The sequence below is a fragment of the Natronorubrum amylolyticum genome (assembly GCF_052040145.1).
GTDB lineage: Archaea > Halobacteriota > Halobacteria > Halobacteriales > Natrialbaceae > Natronorubrum.
The window spans coordinates 31,356-51,039 of sequence record NZ_JBPPFW010000004.1; the positions used below are offsets into that span (position 1 = coordinate 31,356).

At 63.4% G+C, this 19,684-nt stretch carries 24 protein-coding genes and 2 tRNA genes; 16 read left to right on the plus strand and 10 right to left on the minus strand.

Annotation, left to right across the window (positions count from 1 at the left end):
* The first annotated feature begins 70 nt into the window (after nt 1-70).
* Genes ACSFDB_RS15705 through ACSFDB_RS15720 form a run of 4 tightly spaced genes read left to right on the plus strand, consistent with a single transcriptional unit; the run spans nt 71 to nt 3,177 of the window.
* A complete protein-coding gene (locus ACSFDB_RS15705) occupies nt 71-274 on the plus strand; it encodes a hypothetical protein (RefSeq protein ID WP_090309034.1) in 204 nt (67 codons plus the stop codon).
* Complete coding sequence (locus ACSFDB_RS15710; RefSeq protein WP_440771880.1) at nt 271-1,152, plus strand: cytochrome c oxidase subunit II; 882 nt, start codon at nt 271-273, stop codon at nt 1,150-1,152. Before ACSFDB_RS15705 ends, ACSFDB_RS15710 begins: the two co-directional genes overlap by 4 nt.
* Nucleotides 1,145-2,941: a b(o/a)3-type cytochrome-c oxidase subunit 1 gene (locus ACSFDB_RS15715; protein WP_440771881.1), complete on the plus strand. Its 1,797-nt coding sequence runs from the start codon at nt 1,145-1,147 to the stop codon at nt 2,939-2,941. The genes ACSFDB_RS15710 and ACSFDB_RS15715 overlap by 8 nt, the downstream gene beginning before the upstream one ends.
* Entirely contained in the window at nt 2,941-3,177 is a 237-nt protein-coding gene (locus tag ACSFDB_RS15720) for a CbaC protein (protein ID WP_440771882.1), read from the plus strand. The genes ACSFDB_RS15715 and ACSFDB_RS15720 overlap by 1 nt, the downstream gene beginning before the upstream one ends.
* Before the next feature lie 17 nt (nt 3,178-3,194).
* Here ACSFDB_RS15720 and ACSFDB_RS15725 read toward each other — a convergent pair whose 3' ends face one another.
* Nucleotides 3,195-3,512 (minus strand): DUF7091 family protein, encoded by a 318-nt coding sequence (locus ACSFDB_RS15725; protein WP_440771883.1) that lies wholly within the window; start codon nt 3,510-3,512, stop codon nt 3,195-3,197.
* Nucleotides 3,513-3,637: 125 nt separating this feature from the next.
* Between ACSFDB_RS15725 and ACSFDB_RS15730 the strand changes: the two genes are divergently transcribed.
* The 4 genes from ACSFDB_RS15730 (at nt 3,638) to ACSFDB_RS15745 (ending at nt 6,644) form a co-directional block, all read left to right on the plus strand.
* Nucleotides 3,638-4,351: a ubiquitin family protein gene (locus ACSFDB_RS15730; protein ID WP_440771884.1), complete on the plus strand. Its 714-nt coding sequence runs from the start codon at nt 3,638-3,640 to the stop codon at nt 4,349-4,351.
* A 131-nt stretch (nt 4,352-4,482) separates the two neighbouring features.
* Nucleotides 4,483-5,412 (plus strand): replication factor A, encoded by a 930-nt coding sequence (locus tag ACSFDB_RS15735; RefSeq protein WP_440771885.1) that lies wholly within the window; start codon nt 4,483-4,485, stop codon nt 5,410-5,412.
* Between the two features lies 1 nt (nt 5,413).
* Entirely contained in the window at nt 5,414-6,058 is a 645-nt protein-coding gene (locus ACSFDB_RS15740; protein ID WP_440771886.1) for an RPA family protein, read from the plus strand.
* Nucleotides 6,059-6,164: 106 nt separating this feature from the next.
* On the plus strand, nt 6,165-6,644 hold the full coding sequence (locus ACSFDB_RS15745) for a VOC family protein (protein ID WP_440771887.1): 480 nt from the start codon (nt 6,165-6,167) through the stop codon (nt 6,642-6,644).
* A 4-nt stretch (nt 6,645-6,648) separates the two neighbouring features.
* Here the strand turns inward: ACSFDB_RS15745 and ACSFDB_RS15750 are convergent, their stop codons facing one another.
* Both ACSFDB_RS15750 and ACSFDB_RS15755 read right to left on the minus strand, forming a co-directional pair.
* Nucleotides 6,649-7,326, minus strand: a complete 678-nt coding sequence (locus tag ACSFDB_RS15750; RefSeq protein WP_440771888.1) for an alpha/beta hydrolase — start codon at nt 7,324-7,326, stop codon at nt 6,649-6,651.
* Nucleotides 7,323-8,297, minus strand: coding sequence for a VOC family protein (locus ACSFDB_RS15755; RefSeq protein ID WP_440771889.1), 975 nt, complete (start codon nt 8,295-8,297; stop codon nt 7,323-7,325). The genes ACSFDB_RS15750 and ACSFDB_RS15755 overlap by 4 nt, the downstream gene beginning before the upstream one ends.
* Nucleotides 8,298-8,414: 117 nt before the next feature.
* On the opposite strand from ACSFDB_RS15755, the gene ACSFDB_RS15760 reads away from it, so the two are divergent.
* Entirely contained in the window at nt 8,415-8,834 is a 420-nt protein-coding gene (locus ACSFDB_RS15760) for a DUF8146 domain-containing protein (RefSeq protein WP_006087799.1), read from the plus strand.
* Nucleotides 8,835-8,914: 80 nt separating this feature from the next.
* On the opposite strand, the gene ACSFDB_RS15765 is transcribed toward ACSFDB_RS15760, so the two are convergent.
* Nucleotides 8,915-9,370 (minus strand): DUF5814 domain-containing protein, encoded by a 456-nt coding sequence (locus ACSFDB_RS15765; protein ID WP_090308999.1) that lies wholly within the window; start codon nt 9,368-9,370, stop codon nt 8,915-8,917.
* 179 nt (nt 9,371-9,549) lie between these two features.
* Here ACSFDB_RS15765 and ACSFDB_RS15770 point away from each other — a divergent pair.
* A tRNA-His gene (locus ACSFDB_RS15770) sits at nt 9,550-9,621 on the plus strand.
* Nucleotides 9,622-10,447: 826 nt separating this feature from the next.
* Here the strand turns inward: ACSFDB_RS15770 and ACSFDB_RS15775 are convergent.
* Nucleotides 10,448-11,314, minus strand: coding sequence for an alpha/beta fold hydrolase (locus ACSFDB_RS15775; protein ID WP_440771890.1), 867 nt, complete (start codon nt 11,312-11,314; stop codon nt 10,448-10,450).
* A 147-nt stretch (nt 11,315-11,461) separates the two neighbouring features.
* Here ACSFDB_RS15775 and ACSFDB_RS15780 point away from each other — a divergent pair, with 147 nt between their 5' ends.
* Together ACSFDB_RS15780 and ACSFDB_RS15785 are read left to right on the plus strand one after the other, a co-directional pair.
* Entirely contained in the window at nt 11,462-11,629 is a 168-nt protein-coding gene (locus ACSFDB_RS15780; RefSeq protein WP_440771891.1) for a hypothetical protein, read from the plus strand.
* Between the two features lie 98 nt (nt 11,630-11,727).
* Nucleotides 11,728-13,005 (plus strand): DUF2238 domain-containing protein, encoded by a 1,278-nt coding sequence (locus ACSFDB_RS15785; protein WP_440771892.1) that lies wholly within the window; start codon nt 11,728-11,730, stop codon nt 13,003-13,005.
* A 16-nt stretch (nt 13,006-13,021) separates the two neighbouring features.
* On the opposite strand, the gene ACSFDB_RS15790 is transcribed toward ACSFDB_RS15785, so the two are convergent.
* Together ACSFDB_RS15790 and ACSFDB_RS15795 are read right to left on the minus strand one after the other, a co-directional pair.
* Nucleotides 13,022-13,882 (minus strand): aldo/keto reductase, encoded by an 861-nt coding sequence (locus ACSFDB_RS15790; protein ID WP_440771893.1) that lies wholly within the window; start codon nt 13,880-13,882, stop codon nt 13,022-13,024.
* A gap of 85 nt (nt 13,883-13,967) precedes the next feature.
* Complete coding sequence (locus ACSFDB_RS15795) at nt 13,968-14,765, minus strand: prolipoprotein diacylglyceryl transferase (protein ID WP_440771894.1); 798 nt, start codon at nt 14,763-14,765, stop codon at nt 13,968-13,970.
* A 233-nt stretch (nt 14,766-14,998) separates the two neighbouring features.
* On the opposite strand from ACSFDB_RS15795, the gene ACSFDB_RS15800 reads away from it, so the two are divergent.
* Nucleotides 14,999-15,580, plus strand: a complete 582-nt coding sequence (locus ACSFDB_RS15800; RefSeq protein WP_440771895.1) for a carboxymuconolactone decarboxylase family protein — start codon at nt 14,999-15,001, stop codon at nt 15,578-15,580.
* 64 nt (nt 15,581-15,644) lie between these two features.
* Here ACSFDB_RS15800 and ACSFDB_RS15805 read toward each other — a convergent pair whose 3' ends face one another.
* From ACSFDB_RS15805 to ACSFDB_RS15815, 3 genes are all read right to left on the minus strand, one after another.
* Nucleotides 15,645-16,319: a cysteine dioxygenase family protein gene (locus ACSFDB_RS15805; RefSeq protein WP_440771896.1), complete on the minus strand. Its 675-nt coding sequence runs from the start codon at nt 16,317-16,319 to the stop codon at nt 15,645-15,647.
* A 167-nt stretch (nt 16,320-16,486) separates the two neighbouring features.
* Nucleotides 16,487-16,876, minus strand: a complete 390-nt coding sequence (locus tag ACSFDB_RS15810; protein ID WP_440771897.1) for a DUF8048 family protein — start codon at nt 16,874-16,876, stop codon at nt 16,487-16,489.
* A 311-nt stretch (nt 16,877-17,187) separates the two neighbouring features.
* A tRNA-Phe gene (locus ACSFDB_RS15815) sits at nt 17,188-17,261 on the minus strand.
* A gap of 224 nt (nt 17,262-17,485) precedes the next feature.
* Between ACSFDB_RS15815 and ACSFDB_RS15820 the strand changes: the two genes are divergently transcribed.
* The 3 genes from ACSFDB_RS15820 to ACSFDB_RS15830 all read left to right on the plus strand — a co-directional run bounded on the left by ACSFDB_RS15820 (nt 17,486) and on the right by ACSFDB_RS15830 (nt 19,574).
* The gene (locus tag ACSFDB_RS15820) at nt 17,486-17,932 is read left to right on the plus strand and encodes a DUF7344 domain-containing protein (protein WP_006087790.1); all 447 of its coding nucleotides are present in this window, start codon (nt 17,486-17,488) and stop codon (nt 17,930-17,932) included.
* A gap of 411 nt (nt 17,933-18,343) precedes the next feature.
* The gene (locus ACSFDB_RS15825) at nt 18,344-19,255 is read left to right on the plus strand and encodes a hypothetical protein (protein ID WP_440771898.1); all 912 of its coding nucleotides are present in this window, start codon (nt 18,344-18,346) and stop codon (nt 19,253-19,255) included.
* Nucleotides 19,256-19,397: 142 nt separating this feature from the next.
* Complete coding sequence (locus tag ACSFDB_RS15830) at nt 19,398-19,574, plus strand: hypothetical protein (RefSeq protein ID WP_440771899.1); 177 nt, start codon at nt 19,398-19,400, stop codon at nt 19,572-19,574.
* Nucleotides 19,575-19,684 lie beyond the last annotated feature (110 nt).

The following is a 19,684-nucleotide window of genomic DNA, read 5'->3' on the forward strand; positions in this document are numbered from 1 at the left end:
TAGTGCCTCTCGTTCCTACGGGTCGGGAATTTCTCTAGCCGTTAACCCACGAGTATTCCAACACGAACACATGACGCAGTCGACAGAGAGCGACCAGTCGGATCAAATACGGGAGATCGGCCACGACGAGTACGATCCGGTCGGGACGCTAGCCCTGATCGGTCTGTACTTCCTCATTCTGGTACTCCTGTGGTTCTTCATGTACTTCGTCGAGTTCCTCGGAAACGAGCCGACGGTTACCGGGCTCCTGCTCTCGGTGGTGGGTCTCGCATGAATATTCACACGTATGAGAAGCTGTGGCTAGTCGCAGCGATGGTGTTGATCGTCGGCTTCATCGCGACGATCACGTACGGCTCGGTCGGTCTCGGAATCACGATGGTCGGCGATCAACAGCCCACCATCGAACCCAGCGAACTGAACGACGACGAGCGCTTCGGCGAGCCGCGCGTCGAACACGTCGGCGAGAACGAGTACGAAGCCTACGTCGTAGCACAGACGTTCGCGTTCTATCCTGACCCCATCGAAGTCCCCACAAATAGCGAGGTGACGTTCTACGTGACCGCTCGAGACGTTATCCACAGCTTCAGCGTCGCCGGGACCAACATCAACACGATGGTCATCCCCGGCGAGGTCGCCGAGATGACCGTCGAGTTCGACGAACCCGGCGAGTACGGGATCGTCTGCAACGAGTACTGTGGCTCCGGTCACCACAATATGGAGGGAATGCTCCACGTCGTTCCCGAAGACGAGTTCGACATGACCGAGCTGTCGGTCGACGCGGACGACGAACTCGAACTCGGCGACGAGGCGGCGTTCAACGTGTCCGTCGAGAACCGAATGCTCGACGACCTCGAGACGACCGCGACGCTCGAGATCGGCGACGAAACGCTCGAGGAGGAACTCACCGTCGCCGGCGGCGATCTCGAGGAGACGACGTTCACCGTCGATACGACCGATCTCGGCGAGGGCGAGCACGACTGGACGGTCGCCATCGACAACTACGAGGAAAGTGGGACGCTGACCGTCGTCGAGGAACTCGAGACGGACGACGAGAACGAAGACGACGACGCTGACAACGGAGCCGACGGCTCTGACGGTGACGACGACGAGAACGACGATGGCGAAACCGATGGAGGTGAGGACGATGAGTGAGACGGGATCGACGTACATCGACGCGTTCCCGGCGGAAGCGAAGGTCGTTCGGGCGGCCTTCTACAGCTCCTTCCTCGCGCTCGCGATCGGGGGCCTGTTCGGGGTCGTCCAGACCCTCCACCGGACCGACGTCTATCGGTTCATGGATTCGGCCGACTACTACACCGTGCTCACCGCACACGGCGTCTTGCTCGCGATCACGTTCACGATTTTCTTCCTCGTGGGCGTGTTCACGTGGGCGACAACGACGAGCCTTGACCGAGGTGTCGAGGACATCCGATTCACGTGGGCCTGGTACGGCCTGATGGTGCTCGGAACCGCACTCGTCGCGATTCCGATCTTCGCCGGCTTTACCGACTCGGTCGACATGAGCGCGTCGGTGCTCTTTACGTTCTACGCGCCGCTGCAGGCGCATCCCCTGTTCTATCTCGGTCTCGTGCTGTTCGTCGTCGGCACCTGGCTCGCCGGCGTCGACTGGTTCCGCTCCTGGCTGGCCTGGAAGGCCGAGAACCCAGACGAGCGGATCCCGCTACCGACGTTCATGGTGTTGACGACGACGCTCATGTGGTACATCGCCACGCTCGGCGTCGCCATCGCGATTCTCGCCTTCCTGTTGCCGTGGTCGCTCGGCCTGATCGACTCCGTCAACCCGCTGCTTACCAGAACGCTGTTCTGGTTCTTCGGCCACCCGGTGGTCTACTTCTGGCTGATGCCCGCGTACATGATGTGGTACATCATGCTCCCGAAAGTCTCGGGCGGGAAGCTGTTCAGCGACCCACTGGCCCGAGTCGTCTTCGTGCTCTTCCTGATCCTCTCAGTGCCGACGGGAATCCACCACCAGTACCTCGATCCCGGCATCGCGGAGGGCTTCAAGTTCATCGCGATGACGAATACGATGTTCCTCCTGTTGCCAAGCCTGTTGACCGCCTTTACCGTCGTCGCCAGCATGGAACACGGAGCCCGCCAGCGCGGCGGCGAGGGCTACTTCGGCTGGCTCAAGGCGCTGCCGTGGCGCGACCCCGTCTTCACCGGGATGGCACTGGCCGGGCTCATGTTCGCCGCCGCCGGCTTCTCAGGGATGATCAACGCCGGGATGAACATCAACTACCTCGTCCACAACACGTTCTGGGTCGTCGGCCACTTCCACCTCACCGTGGGGACCGCCGTCGCCCTGACGTTCATGGCTGTCACCTACTGGTTCCTCCCGCAGGTGACCGGCAGGGCGCTGTGGAACCGCTCCGTCGCGCTCGTCCAGGTCGTGGTCTGGTTCGTCGGCATGACGTTCATGTCCAACGCGATGCACCGCGCCGGCCTGCTGGGCGTGCCGCGCCGGACCGCCGAACCGCAGTACGACGGCTTCGAGTTCGAGGCCGCCGTCGGCAGCGTCGGCGAACTCGACGCCCAGATCGCACTGGGCGGAATCTTGCTCACGGTTTCACTCGCGTTGTTCTTCGCGAACGTCGTCGGCACGGCGTTCAACGGCAAAAGTGACAGCCTCCCCGCGAACGGCTACGCCGAGACGCTCTCGGGGCCCGAAGACGCGCCGCTCGTCCTCGACAACCTCAAACTCTGGACCGCCATCGCCGTCGTGCTCGTGATCTTCGCGTACACGTTCCCGATTCTGAGCATCGTCGACCGCGGCGGCCTGTTCGGACCCGACGTCAACCCGTTCCCGGTCAGCCTCGACACGCTCCCGGTCCTCGGGCTGGTGCTCGAGCAGTACGTCACTACCGCCCTCGCTACCGCAGGCGAACTCGCGGGCTCGATCGTCACGGAGGTGACGCCGTAGTGCGCATCTCGAAGGGCGCGCTGCTCGTCGTCCTCGCGTTTACCGTCCCGCTGATCGTCGAGCTACGGACGGTCCTCGTCTGGGTCAACGTCGACCTGAGCGTCCTCGAGTCGGCCGTGCTCGGTCTCGTCATCGTCGGACTCGTCGTGGTCTGGGCGTTCCTGCCCGAACGGGAAGACAACCATCCAGAACGAGACGACGACCAAACGGACGGAGACGTGCCGAACGGTAACTGAGCCGGATCGGCAGCCGGTCAGTTCCCCCAAGTTTCGATTCGTCCCTCGCGGACATCCTCCACGCAGCCTTCACAGTCCGGATGGCCCTCCTCGTAGCACGCCGGTCGATACTGCTCGTCGAGCTTCGCGGCCCGGCGCTCGGCGTAGCGGCGACAGACGATCTTCGCTCGGCCCGCTTCGTCCGAGGGCAGACCGCGAGCGTTCTTCGCCGCCTCGTACGCCTCGCGTGCCTCTGTGAGTTGATCGTTCGTTGAGCCGCGAGCGCGTTCGTACTGCTCGCCCGCTTCCCGGAATCGCGAGCGCAAGAACTGCTCGAGCCGACGGCGATCCGACATTACCACTCCGTTGGCTCGCAAGAACTATAGACCCGTCGCCGACGGGCGCGCCGAAATTGCGGCGCTCCAGCGACTGGAGTTCGTTGACCGACCGATTGAAGACGGTGAGTTCCCTAGGGTTGTCAATGCCGGAGTGCGACTACTGTGACGCGTCGTTTTCCGACGAGACTGCCTATCTCGAGCATCTCGCGAGCGACCACGAGGGCCAACTGGGTCGGATCGATCGGCGGCGAGTAGACGACTATCGGGGGACCGGAGGCGATGGCGACGACGAGTCCCTCGGGCTCGCGGTGTACGGATTCGGCGCGATACTCGGTGTGCTCGTGCTGGCGCTGGTTGGCTACGTCGTTATGATGGGTGTCAGCGGCGACGGCGAGAGCCGCGTCCACGACCACGGCCAGCTCACCGTCGAGATCGACGGCGAGACGTTCGACTTCGAGCAACAGGCGTACTACTATCAGGAACTCGGCGGTACGTTCCACTTCCACCCGGGCGACGGAAACGTCTGGCACATGCATCCCGAGCGGGTGACGCTCGAGGAAGCGATGGACGACATCACGATGCCCATCACCGACTCCTCGATCACGATCGAGGGCGAAACCTACGACGACGAGGATCCGGAGACGAGCGTCGAGATCGCGGTCGACGGACAGGCGGTCGATCTCGACTACGAACTGCAGGACGGGGACCACATTCAGATCGTCGTCGAAACCCCGGATGGTGACGGGATCGACGCGATCAGTGACGATGGCGAGACCGACGGCGACGACGAGGAGACCGACGCCACCAACAGCGGTGACGAGAACGCGAATTCCGACAGCGGGTTCGATGACGACTAATCGAAGTCTCCCCGCCGTCTCCCGGTTCGACCCGCCAGTGTTCACTTTCGCTCCGGCCCCGATACTTTAAATACTATTGGGCGCGAACCGACGTATGCCTCCCAGTGAAACCAAAGAGGAGGCGTGACACAATGAGCGACGTACGACAGCACGCGGACGACATACACGAGCAGTTTTCAGACCACATCGACGTGAGCGTCGACGACGTCGAGGAGCGCCTGACCACGCTCGTCGACGAGTACAAGGTACCCATCGACGAGGCACGCCGAAGCGTTACCAACCACTACTTAGAGGAGGCCGGCCTCGAGCGCGAGGACATCTCGCGGGGCGGTAGCGAGGCCGCCAACGTCGAGGACGTCGACGAACCCGAGCAGTGGATCGACCTCACCGCGAAAGTTATCGAGCTCTGGGATCCCCGGAGCGACTCCGTCGCGCAGGTCGGCCTGCTGGGCGACCCGACGGGCACGATCAAGTTCACCAAGTGGGCCAAATCCGATCTCCCCGCACTCGAGGAGGGCGGCGTCTACGAACTCCGAAACGTCGTCACCGACGAGTACCAGGGCCGATACTCGGTGAAACTCAACTCGACGACGGTGATCGAGGAGCTCGACGAGGAGCTCGAGGTCGGCGACGACACGAGCGAGATCGAAGGCGCACTCGTCGACATGCAAAGCGGCAGCGGCCTTATCAAGCGCTGCCCGGAGGACGACTGCACGCGCGTCCTCCAGAACGGGCGCTGTAACGAACACGGCGAGGTCGAAGGCGAGTTCGACCTCCGCATCAAGGCCGTCGTCGACGACGGCATCGACGCCCACGAGGTCATCTTCGACAAGGAAGCCACCGAGGACCTGACGGGCCTGAGCCTCGAGGAAGCCAAGGAGATGGCGATGGACGCCTTAGACACGACCATCGTCGCCGACGAGATCATGGACGACATCGTCGGCACCTACTACCGCATCGAAGGGCCGACGTTCGGCCGCTACGTACTTGCTGACGACGTCGAAGAGCTCGACGGGCCGGCCGATCCGGAACAGCTGCTGATCAAAGCGAGGTCGATGTAACATGAGCCAGGCAGAACTCACCCGCGAAGTCGCCCGCCGCGTCTTCGCCTCCGAATTCAACGACTCGACGTATTCCTTCAAAGAGAGCGACGACGAGCGCGCACCCAACTACGCGCTCCTCCCGACCGGCGACCGCGCGAACCGCGTGTTCATCGTCGGCACCCTCACCGAAACCGAGGACGTCGGCGACGACAGCGAGTACTGGCGCGGCCGCGTCGTCGATCCGACCGGGACGTTCTTCGTCTACGCCGGCCAGTACCAGCCCGAAGCCGCCGCCGTGCTGCGGGACACCGAACCGCCTGCGTACGTCGCCATCGTCGGCAAACCGCGAACGTACGAGACCGACGACGGCACCGTCAACGTCTCCGTCCGACCCGAATCCATCGCGGTCGTCGACGACGCCACCCGCGACCGCTGGGTCGTCGAAACCGCCGAACGCACCCTCGACCGCATCGAAGCGTTCGAGGAGTGGGAAGCCGAGCAGGAAGCCCCCGAAAGCGGCTCGACGGCCCCCACCAACGAGTACGCCCAGATGGCCCGCGAGCGTTACGACTCGCCGGTCGTCAACTACCGCAACGACGTGATCGCCGCCCTCGAGGGACTCGAGGGGCTGGAAGACGAGGACGAAGCCGAAGCGCCGGCCTGAAACGGTCGATCGACGCGATTGCATCCTTTTTCAGACTGATCGAGCGACTCAGCAGCCACGGCTGCCGGCACAGCCGTTACCGTTCGGGAGCACGTACTGCGTGACGATGCCTGTTACAGACGACAGTGACGCCGACCGCGCCCGGCTCGTGGGAACGAACCACGTCGCACTCGAAGTGGGAGATATCGACGACGCGCTCGAGTTCTACGACTCGCTGTTCGCGTTCGACCTCCGGGGCCGAAGCGACACGAAGGCGTTCATCGACATGGGCGACCAGTTCATCGCGCTCGCCGCAACCGACGCGGCCGGCGAGACGGCCGACGACGCCCGTCACTTCGGACTCGTCGTCGACGATGCGGACCGCGTCGAACGGCGACTCGAAGAACTCGAAATCGACCGACTCGACGTGCCGGGGCTCGAGTTTCACGATCCGTGGGGAAATCGGTTCCAGATCGTCGATTACGAGGAGATCCAGTTCACGAAGGCCGACCACGTACTCGAGGGAATGGGGCTCGACGAGCTCGAAAAGAGCGAGGACGCGCTCGAGGAGCTTTCGGAGAAGGGGCTCGGCCCGGAGTCCACGTAGCTCGTTACGACTCGAGAGCGCGATCGAACAGCCCACCGATCGCGTTGAACTCGTCGTCGGTAACCTCGTGGCCCGTCTCGGGATCGCGCCGCTCGTCGACCGTCGCGTCCGCATGCTCGAAGATACGAACCGTTTCGGCGACGTGACCGGGATCGACGTGTGGATCGTCCGCGCCGTAGCCGAGCAGGACCGTCGTTCCCTCGAGCGAGCCGTCGATATCGGCCGACTCGAGGTCGTCGAGCGAGCCGGGGAGCGTGCCGGAGAGGACGGCGAGCCCGCCGTAGCGAGCCGGGTGACGACGGACGAACTCCGCGACGACGCAGGCGCCCTGCGAGAAGCCGCCGAGGACGGTTCGTTCGGGCGGGATACCGATCGAATCGGCTTGCTCGAGCGCAGCAGCTACGCAGTCGACGCTCGAGGAGAGCCACGGCTCGTTGTCAGCCCGCGAAGCGCTCGCTGCTCGCGGATACCAGCGGTTCCGTTCGGCCTGCGGCGCGAGCACGGCGAGTCCGTGGCGATAGGTCGGCTCGAAGAGGTTGACGACGCCCTGTGCCGTCGCACCGCGGCCGTGACAGACGACGAACGCGGCTTCGGCGCCCAGTGCGGGAGCCCCGGCTGTAAGCAGCGGCTGGCCGGCGTGGGGTCCCGAGACGGCGTCCATCCGACGGTCGGTGCTGGTCATCGCTCGAGGGCGGCTCCCGCTGGAGCCGTCAGTTCGGGAAGCTGGCTCTCGATCAGGTCGCGGTCCGCCTCGAACCGATCCGGCAGGTACAGCGACTCGCCGGGGCCGCCCGTCTCGCCGCTGGCGGCGACGCCATCGGTCTCGGTCGCGAGTTCGAAGAGCACGCCGCCCGGTTCGCGAACGTACAGCGAGTGGAAGAAGTGTCGGTCCTTGACCCGCGAGACGTTGTAGTCGCGGTCGTCGAAGAGGTCGTGCCACTCGTACAGGTCGTCTTCACTGTCGACTCGGACCGCGACGTGGTGGAGCGTTCCCGGCCCCTCGCGGCCGAATGGGGCCTCGCGGTCGAGGATATCGATTGCTGTCGCTCGAGGTCCGGAGGCTCCGTATCGGATTCGGTTCTCGTATTCGGCCTCGTGGTCGAAGCCGAGCGTCTCGAGCGTGCTCGCCGTCGAGTACGGATTGACCGACAGAAGCGAGACGCCGTGGAGTCCGCGGACGGCGCTGGCTTCGGGGACGGGGCCCGCCGTCCACGGCTCGATACCGGCGTCGAGGTCGGAGCCGGGAGCCGACGACGGTCCGGCGACGAACTCGAGGGTCGTTCCGACGGGATCTTCGAACTGTAGCACGCGCTCGTCGAATCGTTCAGAGGGGCCTTCGACGGTGATATCGTGGTTCTCGAGTCGCGTCTGCCAGAACTCGAGTGCGTCTGCTGGAACGACGAACGAGACCGACGCGACCTGCGGTTTTCCGCGGCGACCCGGATCGGCGTGGGGGTCCGGAAACTGCGTCAGGACCGTTCTCGGGGAGCCGGCCGCGTCGCCGAAGTAGAGGTGGTGTTGCAGGATGTCCTCGTAGTTCACCGTCTGTGTGACGAGTCGCAGGCCGAGGACGCCCGCGTAGAACTCGATCGCCTCCTGGGCGTCCCCGACGATCCCCGTCACGTGGTGCAGTCCCGGCGTGTCGGTGAGCATGGGTTGCGTTCGGTCCGGAGTCGGATAGCCTGTCCGGTCCTCGGGGTCTACAGCTAGGGAACGCGGCTCTCCTCGTCTGACGAACCGTTAAGTATCAGGACCGACGAATGGATGCCAATGGGCAACAAGAACAAGACGATCTCGTTTCGCGTGAACGAGGACGCGTTCGCGGCGCTCCAGGACATCGCCGAGGAACGCGACATCTCGTTGTCCGCGGTCTTTCGTGACTACGTCGACCTCCTCGTCGAACACGACGGCCAGGTCGAGGTCGTCCCCGAGGACGAACTCGAGGCGCGAGGGGCGGCCGGACCGGGAGGCGACGACGGCGACCGGACGTTCCCGCCGAGCGTCGAGGTCCCGAAGAGCTTCATCCGCGAACACGAACGGCTCGAACTCGAGGCCGACCACCTCCGGGAACAGCTCGACGAGTACAAGGGCTACGTCAACGACCTGCAGGATCGACTCGAGGACGAGGAGGACGAAGTGTTGTTGCTCGACGAGCTGGACGAGGAAGACGAGTCCTACCAGTTGCGGTAGAACGCGGCAGGAGTCAGCGTACTATCTTGGGGTGGCGCGCGTGCACGGACTGCGACTGAGTGGCTCTCTGAGGACTGCGATCAGCGGGTAAGATTCTGTTTCTCCCGTCGGATTTCGTCGTACTTTTCGTTCGCGCCGTCGACCTGCGCGAGCCCTTCGGCCGCCTCGAGCGTCCGCACCGCGTTGTCGAGGAACGAAAGTACGTCGCCGGGGTAGGCGTACACCATGTAGTCGTCGGTCATCACGTCGACGATGGCGTCCGGACCCAGCCCCTGTGCGCGCAACTCGAGGAGATACTGCAGAAACTTCCGTTCCGGACAGCCGCAGTAAGGGTTGTTGTCACAGCCGCAGTCGAGGAAGTCCTCCGTGAAGTCGAGGACGCGGTCGCGGGTCGCGTCGTCAAGTTTCTCGAGTCCCTGTCCCTGGAAGAGCATGTCCAGCGTCGCGCCCTTGAACGCGCCCTTCGGGATGTTCGTCTCGAGCTGGGAGCTGAGCTGGCGGTGATTCTTGACGTAGATTTTGTCGGTGATAGCCACGCGTTGGCGGTGCTAGGGCCTGTGTGCCGAAAAACGTCCCGGTCGACGCTCACTGATGTGGCGTGTAACGGTCCCGTCGGCAGTGCGTCTGGAAATCCCGCGGTACGGAGTCGCACGGGTGCGTACTCGAGTCGTAACGTATTTCAGTCCGACCCCGCGTATTTTTTCTTGCAAGCGTGTCCGGGTTGGGGTAGTGGTTATCCTTCAGCCTTGTGGAGGCTGAGACGCGGGTTCGATTCTCGCACCCGGACTTTTTGACGACGACTTCACGGAGGAGTCAAAAATCCGATCGAGATCGAACCAGAGAGAGCGCAGTCTTCCGAGCGAAGCGAGGAAGGAAGCGATCGACCGTGGTTCGATTCTTGCACCCGGACTTCCTTCGGCGTCATCGCGAACGGAGTGAGCGATGGCTCGGAGCAGCTTGCTGCTCCGGCGAACAAATTCGTGAGCCACAGGAGTCGTCAGAGGATCGAACGAGACGAGTCACGCGCAGCGCCAGCGAGCACGTCTCGGCGTAGTTCGATTCTCGCACCCGGACCTCCTGCGGCGTCATCGAGGACGGAGTGAGGGATAGCTCGAAGTAGCCGTACTGCTCCGGCAAAAGACCTCGTGAGCCGCAGAAATTCGTCGGATCAGCATCGAGGATCGTAATTACTCGAGGGTAACCTACGAGCTAACGTGAACATTACCTGATAGCTATGCATGCTGGCTCCGTTCGACCGCATGGGAAAGAAGGGATAGCAAATGAAACCGACGTGTGACGATGGAGAACACAAGCCAGCGTGGGATCCCCAGCACGGGGAGAGCATCTGCCAGCGGTGTGGATACCCAGCGGAACGAATTGTGAACTATCTCCACCACTCACTATACAGACAGGACGCCGACAGGGAGACGAGAAATGACTGACGGGACGGACGATGAACAGCGCCCGCCGGACGCAACCGATGAAGATGTCGCCGAGGCTATTTCACGGTTCGAATCGGATACAGATCGGTCAAAACGCATTCTAGTAGCATAAGCCTCGAGGCGAGCAGCGAGGGCGACACCGCCCGTCGAGCCCGTTTTACACGCTCGGAACTACATCGCGTCCTCGAGAAACCCGGTCAACCGCTCGACGAAGTACTCGGGCCGTTCCTCGGGAATCCAGTGGCCAGCACGGTCGAGCACCTCTCCCTCCACGTTCGTCGCAACCGCCTCCATATCGCGAATCGGTAGTTCGCGGAACGACGCGGCACCGCCCAGAGCGAGGACCGGGATCTCGAGCGGCTCCTCGGCGTGCGCATCGTTGTTCGCAGCGTCCTCCTCGTAGGCTCGATAGTACTCGAACCCGCCCCGTAGTCCGCCGGCCTGCGAGTAACAGCGGACGTACTCGTCGCGGGCGTCGTCGGTGATCGCCGAGGGGTCGTATGCACCTTCGTTGTAGAACCACGAAAGGTAGAGCCGTTCCCGGCCGGCGACCAGCCGCTCCGGCAGATCCGGAACGTTGTGAAAGCGCGTGTGCCAGAGCTTGCGTTTCCCGTCCTCGTTGATCCCCGGGAGACCCGCCTCGAGCACGCAGAGCGCGGCGACCTCGTCGCGGTACTGGGCCGCGTAGGCGTAGGCCGTCGCCATCCCCCAGTCGTGGCCGACGAGCGCGATGGGGTCGTCGCCGAATCCGAGGTGGTGGACGAGTTCGCGGACGTCGGTCGCGACGGTGTCCTTGTCGTAGCCCGCACGGGGCGTCTCGGAGTCGCCCATTCCGCGCAGATCCGGTGCGATGACGGTGTAATCGGTCGCGAGGGCGGGGATGACCTCGCGCCACTCGTACCAGGTCTGGGGCCAGCCGTGACAGAGGACAAGCGGCGGCCCCTCGCCGGCCGTTACGTAGTGGAGTTTGGTGTCGTTGACGCGAGCCAGTCCGTGCTCGAGGTCGTCGAACTCGTCGGTATCGGTTGCAACTTCCATACGTCACTCGTTCGCACACAACCAGTTCACTCTTCGGTTAGTGACGAACGAGCGACACGGCGGCTACCGATCGAACGACGACCGTGGTACCGGCGACGCACGGGCCGGACCGACAAACCAATACTCACCCGCGCGTACGATCGGTCGATGTCCGACTCGGACGGTCCCTTCGACTGTGAGGCCTGTGGTGCCGCGATAGGACTCGAGGACGCTCGCCGCACCAAAACGATGGGCGGACTCGACCCCACGAAGTGGCAGACGCTCTGCTGTCCTGACTGTGGCTCGCGGCTGCAAACGGTCTACGTCGGGGATTAACCACCCATCCACCCTTCTGTGACCTCGCGCGTTCGACCGCGATCGTACCCCTGTACGCAGGCTCACTCGTTTAGCGATCCCGTTCCGTAGTGAGCGGTATGGCCGACGCTCGACTCGACGGAACGCTGGACGCGACGCAGCGGAACGCGGCGTTGGCCTGGCTCGTCACGATCGTGCTCGCGTCCCTCGCAGTCGCTCACGGACTCTCCGGCTCCTATCGCTGGTTCGCGTTTACCGGGTTCGCGGTCCTGATCGTCGTCCTGCCGGCGGCGTCGTTTCGGGACCCGAGCGTGATGCCGCCGTGGGAACTGCTGGTGCTCGTCTCGCTCCCCGTCGCCGATGCGGCGATACTCGGCGAGTCTCCGCTGACGACGATCGGCGTCTACGTCGCCGTCGCGGCGATCGCGCTCGTCGCCACCGTCGAGATCGACCGGTTCACGGCGGTCCGAATGAACCACGCGTTCGCGATCGTCCTGGTCGTGCTCACGACGCTCGCCGTCGCCGGCGCGTGGAACGTCGCGCAGTGGCTGTCCGACGCCCTCCTCGGGACCGAGTACATCCTCGACGGCCGGTCGCAGGACGCGGCCAATCACGCGTTGATGGTCGACTTCGCCTACGCGGCGTTCGCCGGCCTGTTCGCTGGCGTCCTCTTCGATCGCTACTTTCGGACGTACGCCGAGAGCACCTCCGATCTAACGCCCACACCCCGTGAAACCTCGCCCGACGCCGAACCGGATCCGGTTCCGACTCTGATCCGCGATCGGCTGGACGCACCCGAGCGAACCGTGAGGGTGCTCTCGCGGGCGATGCAGGTGGCCCTCGCCGTGATATTGCTGTACGGACTCGTCTCGCGAGATCTGACGACGGTCGTCAACGCCGCCATCGCGCTCTCGATCACGTTCCTCCCCGCCGTCCTAGAGCGCGACGCCCGACTGCCCCTCGAGCCCGGACTCGTCTTCTGGCTCACGGCGGCCGTCTTCCTCCATGCCCTCGGCTCGGCCGGATTGTACGGGATGATCGGGCCGTGGGATAGCCTGACGCACACGGTCTCGGCGTCGATCGTCGCCGCGGCGGGGTACGCCGTCGTCCGAGCGATCGACCTCCACACCGACGAAATATACGTTCCGCCGACGATGCTGTTCGCGTTCATTCTCGTGTTCGTGCTGGCTTTCGGCGTTCTCTGGGAACTCATGGAGTTCGCGATCGACTGGAGCGCGGGAGAACTCGGTCTCCAGGCGGTCGTCGCCCAGCACGGCGTCGACGATACGATCGTCGACCTCGTCTACGACGTCGTCGGCGCCGTCGTCGCCGCGATCTGGGGCTCGTTCTACCTCACCGACCTCTCCGAGCGGATCGCGGGGCAACTCGAGGGCTGAGCGCTCCGCGTTGGGCTCACTCCGCCGCGTCGGTCAGCCGTTGGATCTCGTCGTCCGAAAGCGACAGCTGTGAGGCGGCGACGTTCGACTCGAGATGCTCGGGATCCGACGTGCCCGGAATCGGGAGAATGACATTCGAGCGCTCGAGCAGCCACGCCAGCGCGACCTGTCGCCGCGTCGCGTCGTGTTCCTCGGCGATTTCGTCGAGCAGGTCGCCGTGTTCGTCGAGGTCGTCGCCGTCGATCGGCGCCCACGGGATGAAGCCGATGTCGTTCTCCGCACAGACCTCGAGCACGTCGGCGTTCGAGCGGTCGTCCAGATTGAACCGGTTCTGGACCGTCGCGACATCGACGTGGTCGCGGGCGGTCTCGAGTTGCTCGACGGAGACGTTGCTGACGCCGACCTGGTCGACGAGGCCGTCGTCCTGGAGTTCGGCGAACGTCTGCACGGAGTCCTCGTAGGCCGTGTCGGGGTCGGGCCGGTGGAACTGGTAGAGATCGATCGTGTCGGTTCGCAGCCGGTCGAGGGAGGCGAGCACCTGATTGCGGATGTAGTCTGGTTTGCCATGGGCGAGCCACTCGCCCTCTCGGTTGCGAAGGAGACCGGCCTTCGTCGCGATCAGTACGTCGTCCCGATCGCCGAGCGTCTCGCCGATGAGGCGTTCGCTGACGCCGGGGCCGTAGGAGTCCGCCGTATCGACGAAGTCGACGCCGCAGTCGACCGCTCGCTCGAGGACCTCGTGTGCCGTCTCCTCGTCCTCGGGCGGGCCGATGATCTCCTCACCACAGAGGCGCATGGCCCCGAAGCCGAGTCGGTGGATAGTCGTGTCGCCGATCTCGAACGTATCGCTCTCGTTGGTGGTCGTATTGCTGCTCACGGAGAGAGCAAGCGGAAGGAGAGGGATAATCGTTCGCCGTTCAGTTGCCACGACTGTGACCGACGTCTCGTGGATCCCTGGGAGTTCAGTCGTCGCTCTCGGTACTGTTTTCGGCCGGACTGCTCGAGTCACCGCTCTCGGCCGAGCCGCTCGGCTCGTCGTTCTCCGCCGAACCGCTCGAGTCGTCGTTCTCGTCCGCCTCGCTCGGGAACACGCGCACGCTGCCGAGGTTCACGGGTCCGTGATCGGTTTCGATCGAGAGTGCGATTTCGGTCTCCTCGTCGACCGTCGGCGCCTGATACGTCAGTTCGAAACTCCCGCCGCCCGACATCGCCTCATAACTCGCCGAGTCGACCGTCCCACCGGTTTCGTCGACTAACGACGCCTCGCCCGGAATCGATTCGGACCCGTCCGTGTGAGCCAGTACGATGTAGGTGAACTCGGTTCCCGATTCCATACTGGGCGTCATGTCGATCACTTCGAACTCGACGGTCCCATCTCCCGTTGATTCATCGCCGTCGTCCGTTTGTTCGTTCTCGTCGTTTCCGTCGTCCGCTTGTTCGCTCTCGTCCTCCCCGTGGTGCTCGCTTTCGTCGGCTTGGTCTTGGCTCTCGTCTCCATCCTGCGCCGAATCATCAGCGTCGTCTTGCGCTGAATCGTCCGCGTCCTGATCGTCGCCGTCCGTGGAATCCGAATTGTCGTCATTCGCGTCGTTTTCCTCGTCATCGGCCGAACCGTCGACGTCGCTCGTATCGAGGTCATCCGTATCTTCTCCGGATCCAGTTCCGTCCGTCTCCAAACTATCGAGACAGCCGCCCAAGAGCGCCGTTGCCGATGTTACTGCTCCGAGAGCCGTCCCCGCCAGATAGTTTCTTCGTCGCATAGCTCTATCACTACCGATGGACCTCAAAAAATACACTAAAGAAATCGTGGGAATGAATCGTGGTATTATGAAAGTGTATCGGAACGACACGATGGACCACCTCCGCGTGCGAGGGAGTGACAGGAACACGGTGCGTTCGACCCCGCCAAGACGGGCCGTTCGCTCGAGGACGCAACCGACGACGCGATCCACTGTGGGAGTGACTATGTGCCCCTCGAGCGAAACGCCACGGTATGGCACGAATCAACTACGTCGATCCGGAGGATCTGCCGGCTGAGAAACGGGATCTGCTCGACACGCTCTCGGAGGCCGACGTGGACGACGCGGACCGCGGCCACTCGCTGACGGGCGGTACGCTGAACGTCTACCGGACGCTCGGGCGAAACGTCGCGCTGCTCGAGGGCTTCCGAACCTACGGCTCCGTCGTCTGGAACCACAGCGGCCTCTCGGCACACGAACGGGAGGTCGTCATCCTCGCGACCTCCTACTACGCGGAGACGGCCTACGAGTGGCACCAGCACGTTCGCGTCGCCCTCGACGAGGGGATAGAGCCGGAGCAGATCCTCGCCATCTCGCGCGAGGAACCCGACCGACTCACGGACGAGTACGCGGCCCTCGTCGCGTACGTCGAGGAGTTCGTCGAGGGCGACGTGGTGGACGACACTCACGAACGGCTGGCCACCCACTACGACGAAGCCGTGATTCTCGGCGTCGGGATGCTTTCCGGCTGCTATCTCGGACTGGCGCGAGTGTTGCAGGGGCTGCAGGTGGACCTTGAGGACGAGTTCGTCGGGTGGGACCTCGAGAATCTGTGAATGAGGTCGGTCGGATCTGAACCGGAGACAGCGCGAGGGTATCACGAGGTGCCGTAGTTGCCGGTCAGTGCTGGTGGCTATGCGAGTGGCCGTGATTGTCTGGAGGTGACAGCGCCCGCTCACACCGAACGTTCGTGTAGTGCGACTGAAACAGTTCCACGAACTCGTCGTCGGGGTCGAACTGGTGGCGCTGGATGCAGCCCACGTCCGCCCCGAGCAGGTGCACGCTCACGCTCGGCACGTCGGACGACGTCTGTACCTTGTGGATGTCGTTGTTCGGCGGGATGAGTTCGTAGAAATCGCCCCGTTCCACCTCCTCGGTGCGGAGATGTTCGAGATCGGCGTGACCGATGTGGTTGTCCTCGTCGTCCGCCCGGCGGTAGAACTCCTCCGTCTGCGTCCCCGAGTAAATGCCGACGAGTCCCCACGCGAGGTGGTCGTGGACCGGCGTCTCGACGCCCGGCGGGAGCACGAGCGTGAATATCGTGAGCTTCTCCGGACGGCGGTACAGAAGCCACTGGGCGATGTCGCGCCCCATCTCTCCCTTGTCGTCGTAGCCGTCGGGGACGAGGCCGTCGTACGGTTCGGGAAGCCAATCGTCGTCGGTCAGAAGCTCTCGGAAGGGATCGCGGAGTGCTGCCAGGAGATCCGGAATCTCCTCGTGTGTGTTTGCGGCTTCGTCCACCGTGTCGATGAACGACCGAATGCGCTCGTTGTCCAGGTGCCATTCTTCGGTCATACTATCCCTTCCTCGCGAAACGGCTTAACTCTCGTTCGGCTACGTTCCGCGTCGTTCGGCGAAATACGTCCTGTTTTCGATCATCTCCGTGGCTCACGAGTTGATCGCTACAGAACTGCCGCGGCCAGATTTGAACCGCGCCGAGACTGCAGTGTTCCCGGACCGAGCTAGAACTCCTCGGCGGTATCGATGCCGACGACGACGCCGCGATCACCGTCTCCGAAGCGGTCGTCGACGCCGACCGCGTCCGCGAACACCAGTTGCGCCTGCTCGGAATGAGCAAATTCGACCGCTGCGGCGACCTCGTCCTCGAGTTCGAACTCGTCGGCTAGGTCGTCCCACACGGTTTCGGGAACGCGATACGCTCGAGTACCGTCGACAGTTGCGTACTCGTAGTCCCGCTCGAACGTGGAGTGGCGGCCGATCAACGCCGCGTGAAGGACGACGAGCGCGTCCGAAATCGTTTCTATGTCGACCCCGGATCGGTCGGCAGTCCGCTCGAGTACGGCATCGTCGATGTGTGCTTCGTTCGTTTCGGATGGCTGATCGTCGGACATGGGTTCTCGAGGAATGTCGTGACCCGGCCGTTTCGGAGTTTCGCCCGGACTGGCAAGCGGCACTTGTTGTGTGTCGCTCCCGAACGAACCGGGTGCGGAAAGACAAGGTCACTCGCTTCACTCGACGGGAACACGTCGATCATGTAGTCGAGTTTGAGAGCTTCTCGAGTGTGTCGCGTGAGAAAGGGAGCCGCCTCCCGGATTGTGAACTACGCCTGAGAACCTGCTCGCTGCGCTCGCAGAACCTCAGTCTAGTTCAAATCCGCTCGGTTGGATACTTTCCGCTCGGCGAATTGCCTCGCGGAAAAGTATGCCGCCTCCCGGATTTGAACCGGGGACAGCTCGATCTTCAGTCGAGTGCTCTCCCAGTCTGAGCTAAGGCGGCTCACTCACACATCCGTCGATGGTATAAAAAAGGATTTCGAATCGAGGCTGCCGTTCGTGGGAGTGTCACCCACGGTGAGTTCTCCAAGCAGTAATTCCCGGTAGGAACACATATCGGACAATAACGGGGAGAATACGGTCACGTTCATGACTCATTGACCCGCGTCTGTTGGATTTCGGGATATTCAAGACACCCTTTTCCGGGCTGGCGAGTAATATCGTGTTATGGAAGCACTTACCTCGAGTCAGGAGGATCAAGAACTCTCTGCTGACACCATCCTCGAGTTGCTTGCCAACCGCCGCCGCCGATACCTCCTCTACGCGCTTCGCGGACAAGACGGCCCGATCGAGCTGTCGACGCTCGCCGAACAGGTCGCCGGCTGGGAGCACGACGTCCCGCCGGACGAGGTCGCCAAGAACGAGTACAAGAGCGTCTACGTCTCCTCGGTGCAGTGTCACGTCCCGAAACTGGCCGATGCGGGTGTCGTCGACCACGACGAGGACAACCACACCGTCGTCCTCTCGGAAAACTTCACCCAACTCGAGCCGTATCTCCGCGTCGTCGTCAAGGACGAACCGGAGAACTCGACGCTTCACGCGGCCCTCACACAGGAGTCCGGAGACGGCCTGCTGGGTCAGATCCGAGAGAACGTCGCCCGGCTCAAACACTAAGGCGTGGCATACGGCTGGACAGCAACGAGCAACGACCAGTTCGACTCGAGGCAGGGGGCCACTTTTTCCTGCGAGACGGACGGTTTGACACTGCTCGAGTCGATAGCCACGACTGTCGTCGCGATCGGTATGTACCGCTGGGAGCGATTCCTGCAGATCGAAAGCGTTCACTGTGAGCGTATCCTCGAGTTACCGCACTCGATTGGAGCGACCCACGTCAGTAATCCCCAGTTCTCGACAGTGGGTGGAAGGTAATGGAAAACTATGGTGTGAGCAGGGATGGTAGCGGTAGCCAGTCGCTCTCAACGACCGGCGATGACACTCCCGAAACGTTCGTAGGAGCAGAATAACTGGTTTGGATGATTATCACGGGCCTATTACTGACATTGCGAAGCCACGTCGCCTCGCAAAATGGCTCGAGATCGCGGAGTAGAGGAGCTACTCGGACGTGCAGCCTCGACGGCGCGGTCGGAGGGGCCACGCGAGTTGTACCGTCGAAGCGTTCCGGTGTACCGGCGGCGACGGGATCGGCTCTGTCGACGGCTGCTGTCTCGAGCGGGCGGTGTGCCGGCGGGACGGGCGTATCTCCGGGCGCGGCGACGAGTCCGGCCCGAGTCGATCACGGACGCGGATCCGTTCGTCCGACTGTGGATCGATCCGGCCCGAATCGATCGACAGGTCCGAACGCCGTCGAAACGCTGGGGACGAGTCGACGGTAGCGACTGGGATCGGGACACGGTCCCGTTCGGAGAGACGGCCGCCTACAGCAGCGTCGAGGCGCACTTCGATCGGGGCGTTCCCTGGCGAGAGACGGCCGAGTTCGAGCAGTATCGCGAGCGACTCACAGCCGGTGAACAGCCGAAGGGCTGTACGACCGAGGCCGAACTCGAGGCACGATTCCAGGAGTTCGACGCGATCTACGAGCGAATCGCGACCGACGGCTACCGCTCGCAGCCGGCACTGTGGGCCGAGCGACCCGACTACCAGCGAGACGTCTTCTACAAGTGGAATCGGACGCTCGATCCGCGACTCGACGAGATCACGGTGAGCATCGGCAGGGACGGAACGGTGTTACACGGCGACCGCGGCGACCACCGACTGGCCATCGCGAAGCTACTGGATCTCGAGGAGATTCCCGTACTGGTCCGGCGCCGACACGCGCGCTGGCAGTCGGTCCGCGACGAACTCTCGACAGCAGTGCGACGGTCGGCGCTGACCGATCGGGCGCGAGCACACCTCGAGCATCCTGACGCGTGCAAGCTGCACGGGTTCGATTCCTCGGACGACGGGAGCGGGGCCTCGATGTCGGTCCCGAGCAGCTGAGTAGCAAGGTTGTCTCGCAGCCGCTCGCTTCCGATCCGGTTATCGGCGATTACCGACGGCGAATCGAACGGTATGGACCACGTGGTCGCCGTTCAGCCGCGCCTAACTAACCCCCGTCGTCGCGTCGTGACGGGTACGAAACATGCTCGAGAATCGAGACGACGACGCGTTCAGGCCGGCACCCGCCGACGCGGAGTGGGACCCACAGTCGATGTCCGGCGTCGTCGGCGTGCGAATCGCGACGACGGACGACGATCGACCGTCGTCGACGGAGTGGATCTGGTCCTCGCAGTGGCTGGATCTCGTCGCTAAGCGCTAGCCCTTTTGGGTGGCAGTCCCGACGGGGACGTGGGTCGAACGTCGCTTTGGCCCGCGCGGTGTCTCGACGAGCGTTCGTTTTCTGAAGGAGTAGTTCGTGAGCAGGTGACG